14 protein-coding genes are annotated in these 17,631 nt (G+C 70.5%); 11 read left to right on the forward strand and 3 right to left on the reverse strand.

What is annotated here, in order from left to right:
* Positions 1-84 precede the first annotated feature (84 nt).
* On the reverse strand, positions 85-693 hold the full coding sequence (gene pncA / locus DDE23_RS24010) for a bifunctional nicotinamidase/pyrazinamidase (RefSeq protein WP_107755111.1): 609 nt from the start codon (positions 691-693) through the stop codon (positions 85-87).
* A gap of 134 nt (positions 694-827) precedes the next feature.
* On the opposite strand from pncA, the gene DDE23_RS24015 reads away from it, so the two are divergent.
* The 7 genes from DDE23_RS24015 to DDE23_RS24050 all read left to right on the forward strand — a co-directional run bounded on the left by DDE23_RS24015 (position 828) and on the right by DDE23_RS24050 (position 9,111).
* Positions 828-1,697, forward strand: coding sequence for a LysR family transcriptional regulator (locus DDE23_RS24015; protein WP_107755110.1), 870 nt, complete (start codon positions 828-830; stop codon positions 1,695-1,697).
* Entirely contained in the window at positions 1,694-2,629 is a 936-nt protein-coding gene (locus tag DDE23_RS24020) for a DMT family transporter (protein ID WP_238150100.1), read from the forward strand. The genes DDE23_RS24015 and DDE23_RS24020 overlap by 4 nt, the downstream gene beginning before the upstream one ends.
* 156 nt (positions 2,630-2,785) lie before the next feature.
* On the forward strand, positions 2,786-5,797 hold the full coding sequence (locus tag DDE23_RS25460; RefSeq protein WP_202863319.1) for an LCCL domain-containing protein: 3,012 nt from the start codon (positions 2,786-2,788) through the stop codon (positions 5,795-5,797).
* Between the two features lie 99 nt (positions 5,798-5,896).
* Positions 5,897-7,039, forward strand: coding sequence for an LCCL domain-containing protein (locus DDE23_RS24035; RefSeq protein WP_107755109.1), 1,143 nt, complete (start codon positions 5,897-5,899; stop codon positions 7,037-7,039).
* A gap of 159 nt (positions 7,040-7,198) precedes the next feature.
* Positions 7,199-8,203, forward strand: a complete 1,005-nt coding sequence (gene meaB, locus DDE23_RS24040; RefSeq protein ID WP_107755108.1) for a methylmalonyl Co-A mutase-associated GTPase MeaB — start codon at positions 7,199-7,201, stop codon at positions 8,201-8,203.
* A 104-nt stretch (positions 8,204-8,307) separates the two neighbouring features.
* Entirely contained in the window at positions 8,308-8,589 is a 282-nt protein-coding gene (gene rpmB / locus DDE23_RS24045) for a 50S ribosomal protein L28 (protein WP_107755107.1), read from the forward strand.
* A 36-nt stretch (positions 8,590-8,625) separates the two neighbouring features.
* Complete coding sequence (locus DDE23_RS24050) at positions 8,626-9,111, forward strand: GNAT family N-acetyltransferase (RefSeq protein WP_238150101.1); 486 nt, start codon at positions 8,626-8,628, stop codon at positions 9,109-9,111.
* Positions 9,112-9,306: 195 nt separating this feature from the next.
* Here the strand turns inward: DDE23_RS24050 and DDE23_RS24055 are convergent, their stop codons facing one another.
* A complete protein-coding gene (locus DDE23_RS24055) occupies positions 9,307-10,104 on the reverse strand; it encodes an HTD2 family dehydratase (RefSeq protein WP_107755105.1) in 798 nt (265 codons plus the stop codon).
* Entirely contained in the window at positions 10,101-11,204 is a 1,104-nt protein-coding gene (gene aroC / locus DDE23_RS24060; RefSeq protein ID WP_107755104.1) for a chorismate synthase, read from the reverse strand. Before aroC ends, DDE23_RS24055 begins: the two co-directional genes overlap by 4 nt.
* Positions 11,205-11,519: 315 nt before the next feature.
* On the opposite strand from aroC, the gene hrpB reads away from it, so the two are divergent.
* From hrpB to DDE23_RS24080, 4 genes are all read left to right on the forward strand, one after another.
* Positions 11,520-13,964, forward strand: a complete 2,445-nt coding sequence (gene hrpB / locus DDE23_RS24065) for an ATP-dependent helicase HrpB (RefSeq protein WP_107755103.1) — start codon at positions 11,520-11,522, stop codon at positions 13,962-13,964.
* 230 nt (positions 13,965-14,194) lie between these two features.
* Positions 14,195-16,507, forward strand: a complete 2,313-nt coding sequence (gene parC / locus DDE23_RS24070) for a DNA topoisomerase IV subunit A (protein ID WP_107755102.1) — start codon at positions 14,195-14,197, stop codon at positions 16,505-16,507.
* Positions 16,508-16,602: 95 nt separating this feature from the next.
* Entirely contained in the window at positions 16,603-17,295 is a 693-nt protein-coding gene (locus tag DDE23_RS25245) for a hypothetical protein (RefSeq protein ID WP_157958116.1), read from the forward strand.
* Between the two features lie 222 nt (positions 17,296-17,517).
* The coding region (locus DDE23_RS24080; RefSeq protein ID WP_157958049.1) for a GTP-binding protein at positions 17,518-17,631 on the forward strand (114 nt) is incomplete at its 3' end.

The raw sequence follows: 17,631 nt of genomic DNA on the forward strand, positions 1-17,631 counted from the left end.
TTTCAGCCGCGAACGCCGCGCCCGTGGCGCGGCCGGACCTTGGCCCCCCGCCACCGGTCGCCCGAGGCACGAGGGCGACGTGCCTCACCCCAGCAGGGTGACGCCCGCCGCCCGCATCTCGGCCAGCGCCGTCGCCAGCGAGCCGTCGAGGTCGATGGCCCGGCAGGCGTCGAGCCGCACGCTCACCGCAAATCCCAGACGCGCCGCGTCCAGCGCCGAATAGGCGACGCAGAAATCGGTGGCGAGGCCCGCGAGCGTCAGCCTGGTCACGCCGCGGCTGCGCAGATAGCCCTCCAGCCCGGTCGGCGTCGTCCGGTCATTCTCGAAGAACGCCGAATAGCTGTCGATCTCGGGGCGGAACCCCTTGCGGATCACCAGATCGGCGGGATCGGTGCGCAGCCCGGGGTGAAAATCCGACCCCGCCGTGCCCTGCACGCAATGGCGCGGCCAGAGGACCTGCGGCCCGTAGGGCATCTGCGTGACCGAAAAGGGCGCGGCGCCGGGATGGTTGTCGGCAAAGGACGCATGGTCCGCCGGGTGCCAGTCCTGGGTCAGGACCCGCACCGCGAACTCCCCCAGCAGCGCGTTGATCGGCGCCACGACGGCATCGCCCTCGGCCACCGCCAGCGCGCCGCCGGGGCAGAAATCGTTCTGGACATCGATGACGATCAGGGCGTGATCGGGGGCCTGCATGGCGCTCCTCCTTCCGGCAAGATGCGCGGATCAAAGGGCTTCTGCGTTGCGGCGTCAAGCGTTCCGGCCGAAAACCGCCTTGCACCCCCCTGCCCAAATACACAGAATGCGGCCGAGGCTGGGGATACGCACAGATGGCCATCGAATCCTGGGACGAGATCCGCACCGCCTGGCATGTGGCCCGCGCGGGCACGGTCAGCGGCGCGGCCGAGGCGCTGGGCGTGCACCACGCCACCGTCATCCGCCATATCGACGCGCTGGAGGCCCGGCTCGGCGTCAAGCTGTTCCAGCGCCACGCGCGGGGCTATACCCCGACCGAGGCGGGCTCTGCCCTGGCCCAGGTCGGCCGCGTCACCGAAGAGCAATTCGCCCAGCTCGGCACCCGCCTCACCGGCGCGGGCAGCGGCATCGAGGGCGATCTGGTGATTACCACGTTGCCCGGCCTCGTGCCGCTCCTGCGTCCGGCGCTGATCGAGCTGAACACCCGCTATCCCGACCTCTCGCTCAGGGTCGAGACCGAGCGCCGCGTGGTCCGGCTGGAATATGGCGAGGCGCATCTGGCGGTCCGCGCCGGCAGCCGCCCGACCGAGCCCGACAACGTGGTCCAGCCCCTGCTGCGCTGCCCCGTCGCGCTGTATGCGAGCCCCGGCTACATCGCCCGCCATGGCGCCCCCAGGGACGATGCCGAACTGGCGGAGCATCTGTTCGTCGTCGAGGATGTCGAGGATGCGCGCGCGCCCTTCGATCAATGGCTTTTGCGTCAGAAACCCCTGCCGCACATCGTCTTCCGCTCGAACGAGGCGGCAGCGCGGCGCGCGGCGATGGCCGACGGGCTGGGGCTGGGCTTCTGGTACGGCGAAAGCGACGCGCCGGATCTGGTCGAGGTGATGCCCAGCCGCCCGGAATGGGAATTCACCGTCTGGCTGGTGACCCATGTCGACCTGCACCGCACCGCCAAGGTTCAGGCGGCGGTGACCATCATCAAGGACACGCTGAAGCAATGACCGCCGCCATCGGGATGCGGGGCCGCGCCGAGGCGCTGAAGGGCCATGCGGCGATGCTGGGCTTCTCGGCCGCCGTCTCGGGCTCGTTCAGCCTGGGCGCGCTGGTGGCCAATGATATCGGCCCGGTGCCGCTGACCACGGTGCGCTTCCTCTGCGCGGCGCTGGTGCTGGCGCTGCTGGTCGCCCTTCTGCCCGGGGCCGGACGGGCCGGGCGGCGCGGCTTTGCCCGGGCCGATCTGGCGGCGCCCTGGCGCTATGGCCTGCTGGCGCTGCTCTATGGCGGCTATTTCGTCCTGATGTTCGAGGGGCTGAAGACCGCCCATCCGCTGGCCGCGGGCGCGGTCTTCACCCTGACCCCGCTGATGACCGCGGCGCTGGCCTGGCCGATGCTCGGCCAGCGGCTGCGGACCGCGGTGGCGGCGCCGCTGGCGGTCGGCGCGGCGGGCGCGGTCTGGGTGATTTTCCGCGGCGATCCCGGCGCGCTGATGCGGCTCGAGATCGGGCCGGGCGAGGCGATCTATTTCCTCGGCTGCGTGCTGCACGCGGTCTATGCGCCGATGCTGCGGCTGCTGAACCGGGGCGAAAGCGCGCTGGTCACCGCGGCGCTGGTCACCGCCTTCGGATTCGTGCTGTTCCTTGCCTGGGGCTGGGCCGAGGTTCTGGCCACCGACTGGGCCGCCCTGCCCGCGCGGGTCTGGGTGACGCTGGCCTATCTGGCGGTCTTCGCCACCGCCTTCGCCGCCTCGGCCATGCAATTCGCCGCCCAGCGCCTGCCCGCGTCCAAGGTCATGGCCTATACCTATGCAACGCCGGTCTGGATCATCCTGTGGGAGCTGGCGCTCGGCCATGGCGTGCCGGGCTGGGTGGTGCTGCCCGGCGTGGCGCTGATCGTGGTGGCGCTTCTGATTCTGCTCAGGGGCGATCAGGCGTAACGCGGCCCGCCCGCTCCCCCTGACCGGCCCAACCGGGCCCGTTCACACGCATATGCCTTGATTTCACGCCGCGACCGGCGCAGCATTCCTCCGTTTTCCAGACGACCTTTATTCCCGGGGCCCCGGCACCGGACCATTCAATACAAGGAGGACGCGATGCTCCCTCTCCCTGGATGCCGGCCCGGCGGTCGGCGCCTGCGCGCGCTTTGCGCGGGAACCCTTGGCCTGATCGCCGCAACCTTCGCCACCAGCGCCCTCGCCTGCCCCGATCCGGGCCAGAACGGCCACATGATCCGCTACAACGGCGCGCAATTGCAGCAGGGCCAGAGCGAGAGCGTCACGGCCGGCGGCAATGTCGATCTGGCCACCTGCCCCGGCATTCCCGGCAGCGGACGGGTCATCAGCCGCCCCGATTTCACCCTGAATTTCGCCCGCAACAACCCGGGCTACGACCTCGAGTTGCGGGTGGACGGCACCTGCGACACGGTGCTGCTGGTCAACGGGCCGGACGGGCGCTGGTCCTTCAACGACGATGCCATCGGCCTTGATCCGCGGGTGGTGATCCCGGCGGCGGCGGTCGGCGAATATGACATCTGGGTCGGCAGCTATGGCGCCGGAACCTGCGCCGCGACCTTGCAGATGCGGACGTCGGGCGGCGGGGCGGCGCCGCAGCCGCAGGTGATCCCGCAGCTGCCGCCGCAGATCCAGCAGATCATTCCGCAGCTGATCCCCCAGCTCACGCCCCAGACCCCTCAGCTGACGCCGCAGATCCCGCAACTGCCCCAGATCCCGCAATTGCCGCTGGCGCCGCAGCTGGTCGCCTGCCCGAATCCGGCGCTGAACGGCCAGCCGCTGAGCTATGCCGCCCAGCAGCTGCGCCAGGCCCGGAGCCATGGCGTGACCGCTGGCGGCCCTGTCGATCTTGACGCCTGCGCCTCGGTCCCCGGGCATGGCCATGTCGCGCTCAGGGCCGATTTCACCCTGAGCCTGACGCAGAACCTGCCGAACTATGATCTGGAAATCCGCGCCGACGGCACCTGCGATCCGGTGCTGCTGGTTCGCGCGCCGGACGGGCAATGGCATTTCAACGACGATGCCGACGGGCTGAACTCGCGTCTGCGGCTGACTGGGGCGGCGACCGGGGAATACGACATCTGGGTCGGCACCTTTGGCGCCCAGACCTGCGCCGCCACGCTGCGGCTGGAGACGGTCGGCGGGCTGGTCCTGCAACCGCCGCAGATCCCCCAGCCGCCGCAGATCGTGCTGTGCCCCAACCCGGCCGCCAATGGCCAGTTGCTGAGCTATTCGGCGGTGCAACTGCTGTCGCCGCGCAACCATGGCGTGGTGGCGGGCGGGGCGGCGGATCTGGCCGCCTGTGCCCAGGTCCCGGGCCATGGCCGTGTCGCCCCGAACCCCGATTTCACCCTGAACCTGACCCAGAACGCCCTGAACGCCACGCTGCAACTGGGCGTCGACGGCACCTGCGACACGGTGCTGCTGGTGCGCGGGCCGAACGGGCAATACGCCTTCAACGACGACACCAACGGGCTGGACCCCCAGCTGCGCTTCCAGGGCGCCCAGACGGGCGCGTATGACATCTGGGTCGGCACCTTCGGCCAGCAGAGCTGCCAGGCGACGCTGATCGCCTCGACCCAGGGGCAGATTCTGCCGCAACCGCAACCGCTGCCCCAGCCCCAGCCGCAACCCCAGCCCCAGCCGCTGCCCGTGCTCTGCCCCAACCCGGCGCTGAACGGCAACGCGCTGATCTACAGCGCCGCGCAACTGCTGAACGCGCAAACGGTGCCGGTGACGGCGGGCGGCCCGGCGGACCTCACGGCCTGCGCGGCGGCGCCCGGGCATGGCCGGGTGGCCGAGCGACCCGATTTCACCCTGACGCTGACCCAGAACGCGGGCGACAGCGATCTGGAATTCCGCGTCGACGGCACCTGCGATCCGGTGCTGCTGATCCATGGGCCGGACGGGCAATATTCCTTCAACGACGATGCCAACGGGCTGAACTCGGCCCTGCGGATCGCCGCCGCCCGGCCAGGCGCCTATGACATCTGGGTCGGCACCTATGGCCAGCAGACCTGCGCCGCCTCGCTGGCGCTGCAAAGCTACGCCCCGGCGCCGCCCGCGCCCCCGGAGCCCCCACCCGCGCCCTACAAGCCCGGCGCCTGCCCCGATCCCGGCCTGACCGGCACCACGCTGAGCTATGACGCGCAGGGCCTGTGGACCGCGCAGAGCTTCCCGGTCGTCGCCGGGGGCAATCTGGGCCTGCGCGATTGCCCGCGGCTCGATGTCTACGGCAATGCCGTGCAGCAGCCGGATTTCTCGCTGACGCTGACCGGCAACCTGCCCGATCACGCGCTGGAATTCCGCGTCGAGGCCGCCTGCGACCCGGTGCTGCTGGTCCATGCGCCGGATGGCAGCTGGAGCTTCAACGACGACGCCGACGGGCTGAACTCGCGCCTGAGGCTGGAGAATGCGCCGACCGGGGTCTACGGCATCTGGGTCGGCACCTATGGCACCGCCACCTGCGAGGCGACGCTCAGCGCCGAGACCTTCTCCTCGATCCAGCCGCGGCCGCAGGGGATCTCGTATCCGCAGCCGATGGTGAACGGCGAGCGGGTCGACTGGTGCCGCACCTATGCCGCCGATTGCGGCCAGCCCGCGGCCGATGCCTTCTGCCAGCAGCAGGGCCACGGGACGGCCGCCTTCTGGCGGCAGGTTCCGGCCAGCCGGACGCTGGTTCTGGGCGGCATGCAGCTGTGCACCCAGCAGAACGGCTGCGGCGCGCTGGCCGATGTGATCTGCACCCCGGCCAGCGGCGGCAGCGGAATCGAGGTGCTTCCCGATCCCGGCAACATGACCGCCTATCGCGGCCAGACCGGCACCACCCTGCATTTCGAGGTCACCGGCTCCACCTCGGGCTCGGTCTGGGGCTCGGATGTCTATACCGACGATTCGCGCCTGGCGCGGGCCGCGGTGCATGCCGGCCTTCTGCAGGTCGGCCAGACCGGGACCGTCGCCGTGACGGTCCTGCCCGGGCAGCAATCCTATACCGGCAGCACCCGCAACGGCGTCCAGAGCGCGACCTACGGGCAATGGAGCGGCAGCTACCGGTTCGAGACGCAGCCCGCCTCCCCGCCCGCGGGTGGCAAGTAACCCCCGCGCCGGGCCCCGGTTGAACCTTTGGGCCGGGGCCCGCGACAGACAGCCACCGGACGGCCGCGCCAGGCGGCCGCCCCCTCACAGAGAGACCGCATGACCCTGTCTTCCCTTTCCCTCCGCCCGCTGGCCTTCGGGCTGGTAACCCTCTCCGCCGGTTTCGGCGCCTCGGCCGCGCTGGCTTGCCCGGACTGGAGCCTGACCGGCACGCCCATCAGCTATTCCGCGCAGGACCTCGGCCGACCGCAGGCCGTGGGCGTGATCGCGGGCGGCAACGTCGATCTGGCGGGCTGCCCGATGCCCGGGCATGGCTATGTCATCACCCAGCCGGATTTCGATTTCAGCTTCACCGACAACAGCGCCCGTCAGGACCTGACCCTCAGGGTCGAGGCGACCTGCGACACGGTGCTTCTGATCAACGACGCCACCGGCACCTGGCATTTCAGCGACGACGAGGGCGGCAACTTCAATCCGGCGATCACCCTGCCCGGCGCCCCCGCCGGGGCCTATGACATCTGGGTCGGCACCTTCGGCCAATCGACCTGCGAGGCGCAGCTGATCCTGTCGGCTGGCAGCGGCGGCGGTGGGGCAGGCACCGCGCCCGGCTATCCGCCCGCGCCCGGCAACATGACCACCTACCGCGGCCAGGTCGGCCAGACGCTGACCTTCACCGTCACCGGTGCGACCAGCGGCTCGGTCTGGGGCTCGGGGGTCTATACCGACGATTCCTCGGTCGCCGCAGCCGCCGTCCATGCCGGGGTCATCCGCCCGGGCGAGACCGCGCCGGTCGAAGTGACCGTCCTGCCGGGCCAGCAGAGCTACAACGGGTCGACCCAGAACGGCGTGCAATCGTCGAACTACGGCAGCTGGTCGGGCAGCTACAGCTTTCCCGCCGCCGCGCCCGCGGCGATGGCCGATCCGGGCAACCTGACCAGCTACCGCGACCGCGTGGGCCAGACGCTGACCTTCCTCCTGACCGGCTCGACCTCGGGTTCGGTCTGGGGCTCGGGCCCCTATACCGACGATTCCTCGCTGGCGACCGCCGCCGTGCATGCGGGCGTCCTGCAGCCGGGCCAGAGCGGCCCCGTCGAGGTCACGATCCTGCCGGGCGAGCAGAGCTACAGCGGCTCGGCCCAGAACGGCGTGCAATCGTCGAATTACGGGACCTGGCAGGGCAGCTACAGCTTCCCCGCCGCCCCGGCCGTCTCGGCCCCGGCGCAGCCCTCGGCTGGCAAGTGAGCCTGCAGTCGGCATGAAGACCGGAAGGGGCCCCGACGGGCCCCTTTCGCTTTCACAGGGCGGATCGGGAGGTGCGGACATGCGCCCGGCGGGCCTCCGGACTGGACTTGCGGCGCCCCGGCGGGCATGAGGGGGCGTTGCCGTGAGAGAAGCCCGCCGATGACCGATCTTGCCGAAAGCATCCTGAACGCCGACCGCCGGGCGCTGGCCCGGGCCATCACGCTGGTCGAATCGACCCGTGCCGATCACCGGGAGGCGGCGCAGGCGCTGTTGGCCGAGCTGGCAGGCCACGGACGGCAAGCCCTGCGAATCGGTCTGTCCGGCACCCCGGGCGTCGGCAAATCCACCTTCATCGAATCCTTCGGCCTGATGCTGGCCGATGCCGGGCTGAAGATCGCCGTGCTGGCCGTCGACCCCTCGTCGGCGCGCACCGGCGGCTCGATCCTGGGCGACAAGACGCGGATGGAGCGACTGTCGCGCCACGCCAACGCCTTCATCCGCCCCTCGCCCAGCCAGTCGCATCTGGGCGGCGTCGCCCGGCGCACGCGCGAGGCGGTGGCGCTGTGCGAAGCGGCCGGTTTCGACGTGGTGCTGATCGAGACGGTGGGCGTCGGTCAGTCGGAAACGGTGGTGGCCGAACTCTCGGACATTTTCGTCCTGCTGCTGGCACCCGCGGGCGGCGACGAATTGCAGGGCGTGAAGCGCGGCATCATGGAGGCCGCGGATCTGATCGTGGTCAACAAGGCCGATGGCGAGCTGAAATCCACCGCCACCCGCACCTGCGCCGATTACGCGGGCGCGCTGCGACTGCTCAGGGCCCGGCCGCAGGACGCGCCGGGCTTTCCCAAGGCGATGACCGCCTCGGCCCTGCACGAGGCCGGGCTGGGCGCCGTCTGGGACGAGATCCGCGCCCTGGCCAATTGGCGACGCGAGAAGGGCCATTGGAACGAGCGCCGCGCTGCCCAGGCACGGCACTGGTTCGCCGAGGAGGTGAAACAGGCCCTGCTGGCGGTTCTGGACACGCCCGAGGCCCGCGCCCGCATGGCGGCGCTGGCCGAAAGCGTGGCCCGCGGCACGCTGGCGCCGGGCGCCGCGGCCCGGCAGATGGTTTCCACGCTGGCGGGCGGTTCTGCGGCCCTTGACGCGCCCCGGGAATCCGCCTAAGAGGCCAGACGAGATTTCGGGTGCTGCCGTGGCGGCGCCCTTTGTGATTGACGGAGCCCCGGTTGCACGACCGGCGCCTGCCTGACAGAGACGAGGATGACACCATGTCGCGCCGCTGCGAACTGACCGGTAAGGGCCCGATGTCGGGCAACAACGTGAGCCACGCCAACAACAAGACCAAGCGGCGCTTCCTGCCGAATCTGGTCGACGTGACCCTGGCGTCCGAGACCCTGGGCCGGTCGTACAAGCTGCGCATCACCGCCTCGGCGCTGCGCTCGGTCGACCACCGCGGTGGCCTCGACGCTTTCCTCGCCAAGGCGAAGGACGTGGAACTTTCGGATCGCGCGCTGGCGATCAAGAAAGAAATCGCCAAGGCCGCTGCCTGATCTCAGGCCTGCCACCTTGCATCGGACGGCCCCGCTTTGGCGGGGCTTTTCCTTTTGCCAGCGCTGCGCTTCACTGAGGCGATGATCCGCCCCGCCACCCCCGACGACCTCGCCGCGATTCGCGCCTGCGCCGAAGCCGCCTATGCCCGCTATGTGCCGCTGATCGGGCGGCGACCGGCGCCGATGGACGCGGATTACGCGGCGCTGGTGGCGCAGGGCTTCGCCCGGGTGGCAGAGGTGGAGGGCGCGGTGCGGGGCTTCGTGACCTTCTGGCCGAAGGACGATCACCTCTACCTCGACGCCGTGGCGGTCCACCCCGATGCCGCGGGCCGGGGTCTGGGCCGGGCGCTGGTCGGCGCCGCCGAAGCGGCGGGCCGCGCGGCAGGGCTGGGGGAGATCCGGCTCTACACCAACGCGGCGATGACCGGGAACCTGACCCTCTATCCGCATCTGGGATACCGGCAGGTCGACCGGCGGCGGGATCAGGGCTTCGACCGGGTGTTCTTCGTCAAGGATCTGTAGAGGGGTTTCGCCCTCGTGCCTCAGACGACCAAACGGGGGGCGCCGCCCCCTCGGCTCCCGGCCGCGCCACGGGCGCGGCGTTCTCGGCTGAAACGCGCCACGGGCGCGTTTCCGAGACGCCGATCACCCCCCGCTCAAGGGGGTTTTCCACCCCCTTGAGAAACCCCCGAGGATATTTTCAGCGCAAAGAAGCGATCAGGCGAGGGTGGCGGTGGCGTCCATCGCCTGAATGCCGTCCTGGCGGCGGACCCAGAGCCGGGCGGTTTCGCCCTCGATCCGGGCGCAGAGAGTGAAGGGGGTGTCGGCGGTGACCGGCGCCATGGCGCGGAAGCTGAAGCGCGACGGCAGGCGCCCGCCCTCGACGCGCAGCAGGTCGAGGAGCAGCGTGGCCAGCAGCGGGCCATGCACCACCAGCCCGTCATAGCCCTCGGCCGCGCAGAAATCGCGGTCGTAATGGATGCGGTGGCCGTTGAAGGTCAGCGCCGAGTAGCGGAAGAGCAGCACCGGCCCGGCGGTCAGGGTCCGGCTGAGCGTCTCGTCCCCGGGGGCGGGCTGCGTGGCGCCGGGCGGAGCATCAGCGCGGCGGTAGACGATGTCCTGTTCCTCGTCGATCACGGGGCCCGCGGCGTCGCTCCAGCGATGCGCCACGGTGACGAAGGCGATGGGGCCCGAGCGCCCTTCCTTCTGCGCCACGTTCAGGACCTGCGACTGTCGGGTGACCTCGGCGCCAATGGTCAGCGGGCGGTGGAAGGTGAAACGCCCGCCGGCCCACATGCGCCGCGGCAGGCCGAGGTCGGGCAGGAAGGGGCCCAGCGCCTGATGGCCATCCGCCCCGGCCTCGGCCATCGGGTAGAGCTTCAGGCAATGGAACCAGTGCCAGAGCGGCGGCAAGGCGGCGCCGTCGGCGAAGGATTCGGCGCGGTCAAGCGTCGCGGCCATGGCCCGGGCGGGGAAGGCGGCGACGGTTTCGCGGACCTCCTCGTTCGGGCTCATCCGATGCGCCCGCGCGGACCCTCGCCGACCTGGGCGCGGTGCAGCAGCAACTGGTCGAGGATCACCAGCGCCATCATCGCCTCGCCCACCGGGACGGCGCGGATACCGACGCAGGGGTCGTGGCGGCCCTTGGTCACCACCTCGGCGGGCTGGCCGTCCAGCGTGACGGATTGGCGCGGGGTGAGGATCGACGAGGTCGGTTTCACCGCGAAGCGCACCACGACATCCTGGCCGGTAGAGATCCCGCCGAGGATGCCGCCCGCGTGGTTCGACCCATAGACCGGGCCATCGTTGCCCATGCGGATCTCATCGGCATTCTCGACCCCGGTGAGGGCGGCGGCACCCATGCCGGCGCCGATCTCAACCCCCTTCACGGCGTTGATCGACATCATCGCCGCGGCCAGTTCGCTGTCGAGCTTGGCATAGAGCGGCGCGCCGATCCCGGCGGGCAGGCCCGAGGCCACGACCTCGACAGTCGCGCCCACCGAATTGCCGGTCTTCCTGAGCGCGTCGAGGTCATCGGCCCAGAGGTCGGCGGTGGCGGGATCGGGGCACCAGAAGGGATTGCCCTCGATGGCGGCGGCGTCGAAGCGGGCACGGTCGATGGCGCGGGGGCCCATCTGCACCATGTAGCCGGTGATGCGGAGCCCCGGCATCAGCGCCGCCAGCACCTGCCGCGCGACACCGCCCGCCGCCACCCGCGCCGCCGTTTCGCGGGCCGAGGACCGCCCGCCGCCGCGCGGATCGCGGATGCCGTATTTCTGCCAATAGGTGATGTCGGCGTGGCCGGGACGGAAGGTCTGGGCGATGGTGCCGTAATCCTTGGACCGCTGGTCGGTGTTGCGGATCATCAGCTGGATCGGCGTGCCGGTGGTCCGGCCCTCGTAGACGCCCGAGAGGATCTCGACCTCGTCCGCCTCGCGCCGCTGGGTGGTGAAGCGGTTCTGGCCGGGCTTGCGGCGGTCGAGCCAGGGCTGGATGTCGGCCTCGGTCAGGGGAATGCCGGGCGGGCAGCCGTCGACGGTGGCACCCAGCGCCGGCCCGTGCGATTCGCCCCAGGTGGTGACGCGGAACAGATGGCCGAAAGTGTTGAACGACATGGCGGCTCCCTCAGGTCGGGTTTCGTCTAACCGGCGGGGGGGCGGCGCTCAAGGGTGAAGTGGGCGCTTGTGGCGGCCCCGGGGGCCGTCTGCCCCCGGACCCCCGAGGATATTTGGAGAACAAAGAAGGGCGTTAGGGATTCACTAACCGTTATCTTCGTTCTTCAAATATCCCGGGGGGTCCGGGGGGCTGGCCCCCCGGGGCCTGCCACGGGCGCGACGGTTCCGGCGGCGGGGCGCAGCCGGGGTGGGCGGGTGGGAGGCTGCGCCCCGCCGCCTCTTCCCTTCCGTCCCCACGCTGCGCATAACCGGACCATGCGCTTTCCCGGCCCGCCCCTGCCCATCGACCCCCTGCTGCCCGATCTGGTCGCGGCCTTGGCGGCGCGCGGCATGGCGGTGTTGCAGGCGCCGCCCGGGGCGGGGAAGACGACGCGGGTGCCGCTTGCCTTGCTGGACAACACGCCCGGCCGGATCGTCATGCTGGAACCCCGACGGCTGGCGGCGCGGGCCGCGGCCGAGCGGCTGGCCGAGACGCTGGGCGAGCCCGTCGGCCAGCGGGTCGGCTACCGCATCCGGGGCGAGGCGAAGGTCTCGAAGGCCACCCGGATCGAGGTGGTGACCGAGGGCATCCTGACCCGGATGCTGCAATCCGACCCCTCGCTCGACGGAATCGGCGCGGTGATCTTCGACGAATTCCACGAGCGCAGCCTCAACGCCGATCTCGGCCTCGCGCTGGTCCTCGAATCGCGGGGCGCGCTGCGCGAGGATCTGCGGCTGGTGGTCATGTCGGCGACGCTGGACGCGGCGCCGGTGGCCGCCCTGCTGGGCGGGGCGCCGCTGCTCACCGCCGAGGGGCGGGCCTATCCGGTCGAAACCCGCTGGCTCGACGCGCCGCTGCCGCCCAAGGCGCGGCTGCCCGAGGCGGTGGCCGATCTGACCCTGAGGGCCTTGGCCGAGACCGAAGGTGGGATGCTGGTCTTTCTGCCTGGCGAGGGCGAGATCCGGCGGGTGGCGGCCCTGCTGGCGCCGCGGCTCGCCCCGGGGGTCGCCTTGCAGCCCCTCTACGGCGCGATGGATTTCGCGCTGCAGCGGGCGGCGCTGGCGCCCCTGACCTCGGGTCGAAAGCTGGTGCTGGCGACGGCGATTGCCGAGACCTCGCTGACCATCCCCGACATTCGCGTCGTGGTCGATGCGGGGCAAGCGCGGCGGGCGCGGTTCGACCCCAATTCCGGCATGGCGCGGCTGGTGACGGAGCGCGTCAGCCTCGCCGAGGCCGAGCAGCGGCGGGGCCGGGGCGGGCGGGTGGCCGAGGGGATCTGCTACCGGCTCTGGACCCGGGGACAGGAGGGCGCCCTGCAAGCCTTCGCGCCGCCCGAGATCGAGACGGCGGATCTGGCCGGGCTGGCGCTGGAACTGGCGCTCTGGGGATCGGCCGATCTCGCCTTTCTGACCCCGCCGCCGCCCGGGCCGATGGCCGAGGCGCGGGTGCTGTTGCAGGAGCTGGGCGCGTTGGACGGGGCGGGGCGGATCACCGGCCACGGCCGGGCCATGGCCGCGCTGCCGCTGCATCCACGGCTGGCGCATATGCTGCTCAGCGCGGGCAAGGGCGCGGCGCCGCTGGCCGCGCTGATCGCCGACCGCGACCCTTTGCAGGGGGCGCCCGCGGATCTGGCGCTGCGGCTGAAGGCCATCGACGACCCGAAGGGTTATCAGCGCGACCATTCGTATCCGCTCAGGCGCGAGGCCCTGGAACGCATCCGGGTGGAGGCGAAGCGGCTCGCCCGCATGGCGCCCGGAGATCAGGGGCTGGATCCGGCCGAGATGGCGGCGCTGGCCTACCCGGACCGGATCGGCCTGAGGCGCAAGGGCGAAGCGCCGCGCTACCTGCTCTCGGGCGGCAAGGGCGCGGTCTTCGACGCCGCCGATCCCTTGGCGCAGACCCGGCTGATTGTGGCGACCGATCTGGACGGCGACTCGCGGGAGGCGCGGATCCGGCAGGCCCTGCCGATCCCGGAATCCGCGCTGAGGGCGCTGTTCCCCGGGCAGATCCGCTGGCACGACCTCTGCGAATGGTCGGCGCGCGAGGGGCGGGTGCTGGCCCGCTCGCGCGAGATGCTGGGGGCGCTGGTGCTGGCCGAACGGCATTGGGAGGCCCCGGCCGAGGCCCGGGCCCGGGCCGCGCTGGAGGGGCTGAGGGCGCTGGGGCTGGGCGCGATGTCGCCCGCCGCGCGCCGCCTGCAGGCCCGGGTCGAGTTGCTGCGGGCCGAGGGCGAGGATCTGCCCGACCTCTCGGATGCGGGGATCCTGGCGCGGGGCGAGGCGATCTTGCTGCCCTTCCTGACCAAGGTGCGCAATGCCGAGGATCTGAAGGCGCTCGACCTGACCGAGGCCCTGCGGCAGGCATTGGATTGGGAGCAGCAGCAGCGGCTGGACCGGCTGGCGCCCGCGCATTTCGTGACGCCGCTGGATCGCAGGGTGCCGATTGATTACTCGGGCGGCCAGCCCGAGATCGCCGTGCGGTTGCAGGAGATGTTCGGCGTGACCGAGCATCCGGCGATCGGGCCGAAGCGGCTGCCCCTGAAGGTCACGCTGCTCAGCCCCGGGCAGCGGCCGGTGCAGGTGACGACCGATCTGCCGGGGTTCTGGGACACCTCCTATGCCGATGTGCGGAAGGACATGCGCGGCCAATACCCGCGCCACCCCTGGCCGGAGAACCCGCGCGAGGCGGACCCCACGCTCAGGGCGAAGCCGCGGAAGTAGGGAGGGGTTTCGCCCTCGGTTCCCTCGGGCGACCGGAACCGGGGTGCGACCGCCCCCAGAGAACGCAAAGGGCGGGGGTCTGCCGCCCCCCGCACCCCCTGCTTCAAGGAGGGTTTTCCACCCTCCTTGAAAATCCTCCCGAGGATATTTGGAGAACAAAGATGACACGAGGGGCGGGCGTCGTGTCATTCGCGATTTCCCCCGCCGTGCGACTGCGGTAAACCCGATCCATGACCGATACGCCCCCCGAAGAACCCCCCATCGAGACCCCGCTTGACGCGCCCCTGGCCGAGCCCCTGCGCCGGGCCCTCGGCGAGCGCTATCTGCAATACGCGCTGTCGACGATCATGCACCGGGCGCTGCCCGATGCCCGCGACGGGTTGAAGCCGGTCCACCGGCGGATCCTGTTCGCCATGCGGGAACTGCGGCTGACCGCCAGCGGCGGGTTCCGCAAATCCGCCAAGATCTCGGGCGATGTGATGGGCAATTATCACCCCCATGGCGATGCGGCGATCTATGACGCGATGGCGCGTCTGGCGCAGGATTTCAACGTCCGCTATCCGCTGGTTGATGGCCAGGGCAACTTCGGCAACATCGACGGCGACAACCCCGCCGCCAGCCGCTACACCGAGGCCCGCCTGACCGCCGCCGCCGAGGCGCTGCTGGAGGGCCTGGCCGAGAACGCGGTCGATTTCCGCCCGAACTATGACGGCACGCTGGAAGAGCCGATCGTCCTGCCGGCGGCTTTCCCGAACCTGCTGGCCAATGGCTCCAGCGGCATCGCGGTCGGCATGGCGACCAACATTCCGCCGCATAACCTCGATGAGCTTGTCACCGGCTGTCAGGCGCTGATCCGCAACCCGGACCTGCCCGACGAGGATCTGGTCGAGATGATCCCCGGCCCCGATTTCCCCACCGGCGGGGTGATCGTGGAGCCGCGCGCCTCGATCCTGGAAAGCTATCGCACCGGCCGCGGCGCCTTCCGCCTGCGCGCCCGCTGGAATGTCGAGGATCTGGGCCGCGGCACCTGGCAGGTCGTGGTCACCGAGATCCCCTATCAGGTGCCGAAGTCGAAGCTGATCGAGAAACTGGCCGAGGTCATCCAGCTGAAGAAGGTGCCGCTTCTGGCCGATGTCCGCGACGAATCGGCCGATGACGTGCGCATCGTGCTGGAGCCGCGCTCGAAGAACGTGGACGCGGAACAGATGATGGGCATGCTGATGCGGGTGACGGATCTGGAGATCCGCTTCTCGCTCAACATGAACGTGCTGATCGACGGCCGGACCCCCAAGGTCTGTTCGCTGCGCGAAGTGCTGCGCGCCTTCCTCGACCACCGGCGCGAGGTGCTGCAGCGCCGCTCGCAGCACCGGCTGGACAAGATCGACCACCGGCTGGAAGTGCTGGAAGGCTTCATCATCGCCTTCCTCAACCTCGACCGGGTGATCGACATCATCCGCTATGACGAGGATCCCAAGGCCGCGCTGATGCGCGAGGAATGGGACCGGAAATTCAAGCGCGCCACCTCGGAGGCCGATTACAAGTCGCCCCCGGCGTCGGATGGCGAACTGACCGAGGTGCAGGCCGAAGCCATCCTCAACATGCGCCTGCGCAGCCTGCGCCGGCTGGAGGAGATGGAGCTCAGGCGCGAGCGCGACGAGCTGATGAAGGAACGTCAGGAGCTGCAGGACCTGCTGGACGATCCCGGCCTGCAATGGACCCGCATCGCCCAGGAGCTGGAGAAGGTGCGCGACCAGTTCGGCATGGGCACGCGGCTGGGTGCCCGGCGCTCGACCTTCGCCGAGGCGGCCGAGGCCGAGGTGCTGGCGCCCGAAGCGATGATCGAGCGCGAGCCGATCACCGTGGTCTGTTCGAAAATGGGCTGGATCCGGGCGATGAAGGGCCATGTCGCGCTGGATACCGAGTTCAAGTTCAAGGACGGCGACGAGGGCTCTTTCGCCCTGCATGCCGAGACGACGGACAAGATCGTCATTTTCGGCTCGAACGGGCGCTTCTACACGCTGCTGGGCGCCAATCTGCCCGGCGGGCGGGGGATGGGCGAGCCGGTGCGGCTGATGGTCGACCTGCCGAACGAGGCGCAGATCCTCGACCTCTTCGTGCATCAGCCGGGGGTGCGGATGATCGTCGCCTCGACCGATGGTGACGGCTTCATCGTGCCCGGCGACGAGTTGCTGGCCCAGACCCGGGCGGGCAAGCAGGTGCTGAACCTGCGCGAGGGGGCGCGGGCGCTGGTCTGCAAGCCGGTCTCGGGCGATCACGTCGCCTGCGTCGGCGAGAACCGCAAGATGCTGGTCTTCGCGCTGGACGAATTGCCCGAGATGAATCGCGGCAAGGGCGTCAGGCTGCAGAAGTTCAAGGACGGCGGCCTGTCGGACCTGACGACGCTGACCCTGGCCCAGGGGCTGAGCTGGAAGGACCCGGCCGGGCGCACCCGGACCGAGACCGACCTCGGCGAATGGCTGGCCAAGCGCGCCACCGCCGGACGCATGGCCCCGCGCGGCTTCCCGCGTGACAACAGGTTCTAGGCGTCCTGCTTCGGGGCAGTCGGGGGGTCCGCCCCCCGGCGTTGCCATGAAACCCCCGATCCGCTAAGCCTTTGCCGACGAGGAAAGGGATTCCCATGGCGATTGCGCACTTCCTGACGAAAACCCTGGCCCCGCTGGGCCTGGCGGCGCTGATCGCCGGCTGTTCGGCCAGTGGCGAGGATGTCGGCGTGATGCGTCCTGAACTGGGCGATTTCCGGCTGTGCTACAACATCGTCACCACCAATGACGCGGTGCAGGGCCCCCTCTCGCGCGAGGCCGATGTCGAGGTCTTCGCCGACCGGATCCGCGACGAGATCGACCGCCGCTTCAGCCGCTACGAGGGCGACCGCCTCTATCACCTGGCGCTGCATCTCGATGCCTATGTGCTGGCCGTGCCGGGCATCCCGCTGGTCGCCTCGCCCCGCTCGGCGCTGATCGTCTCGGCCAATGTCTGGGACGATGCGCTGGGACGGCCGCTGAACGAGGAACCCCAGCAATTCACCGTGCTGGAAAGCGCGGGCGGCTCGGCCATCGTCGGCTCCGGCCTGACGATGAGTGCCGAGGAACAGATGACCATGCTGTCGCAGAACGCGGCACTGAGGATCGAAACCTGGCTGGCCGAGCATCCCGAATGGTTCACCCAGCCCGGGGATCTGCCCGAAACCCGCGAGACCACGGGACCGACGGCGCCCGCCCCGACCCCGGCGGCCGCGCCCACCGCGCCCGGCACGACCGCGGCCGCGGCGGGGGCTGAAACCGGGGCCACCGCGACCTGCGGGCGGCGCTGACGCGACGTCGCCCCGGCCCCGTCCCGGCAGGCAGGCGGGCGGGGCCCCGGGACAGGCGGAATCTCGGCCCGAAATGTCCCAACCCGCTTGATTTTTCCGGTTTCGGCCAGTAGGACGCGCGCGACGCGGCCCGCCGAAACGCGGGGTAATCCCCGCCGCGATCGACACCTGAACGGGCGGGGTCCCCCCGCCGCGCCGACCTAGACTCGAGGAGAAGCCATCATGGCGAAGGCAAAGTTTGAACGGACGAAACCGCACGTTAACATCGGCACGATCGGCCACGTTGACCACGGCAAGACCACGCTGACCGCGGCGATCACGAAATACTTCGGCGAT

The organism is Pararhodobacter aggregans, assembly GCF_003075525.1.
Classification (GTDB): domain Bacteria; phylum Pseudomonadota; class Alphaproteobacteria; order Rhodobacterales; family Rhodobacteraceae; genus Pararhodobacter; species Pararhodobacter aggregans.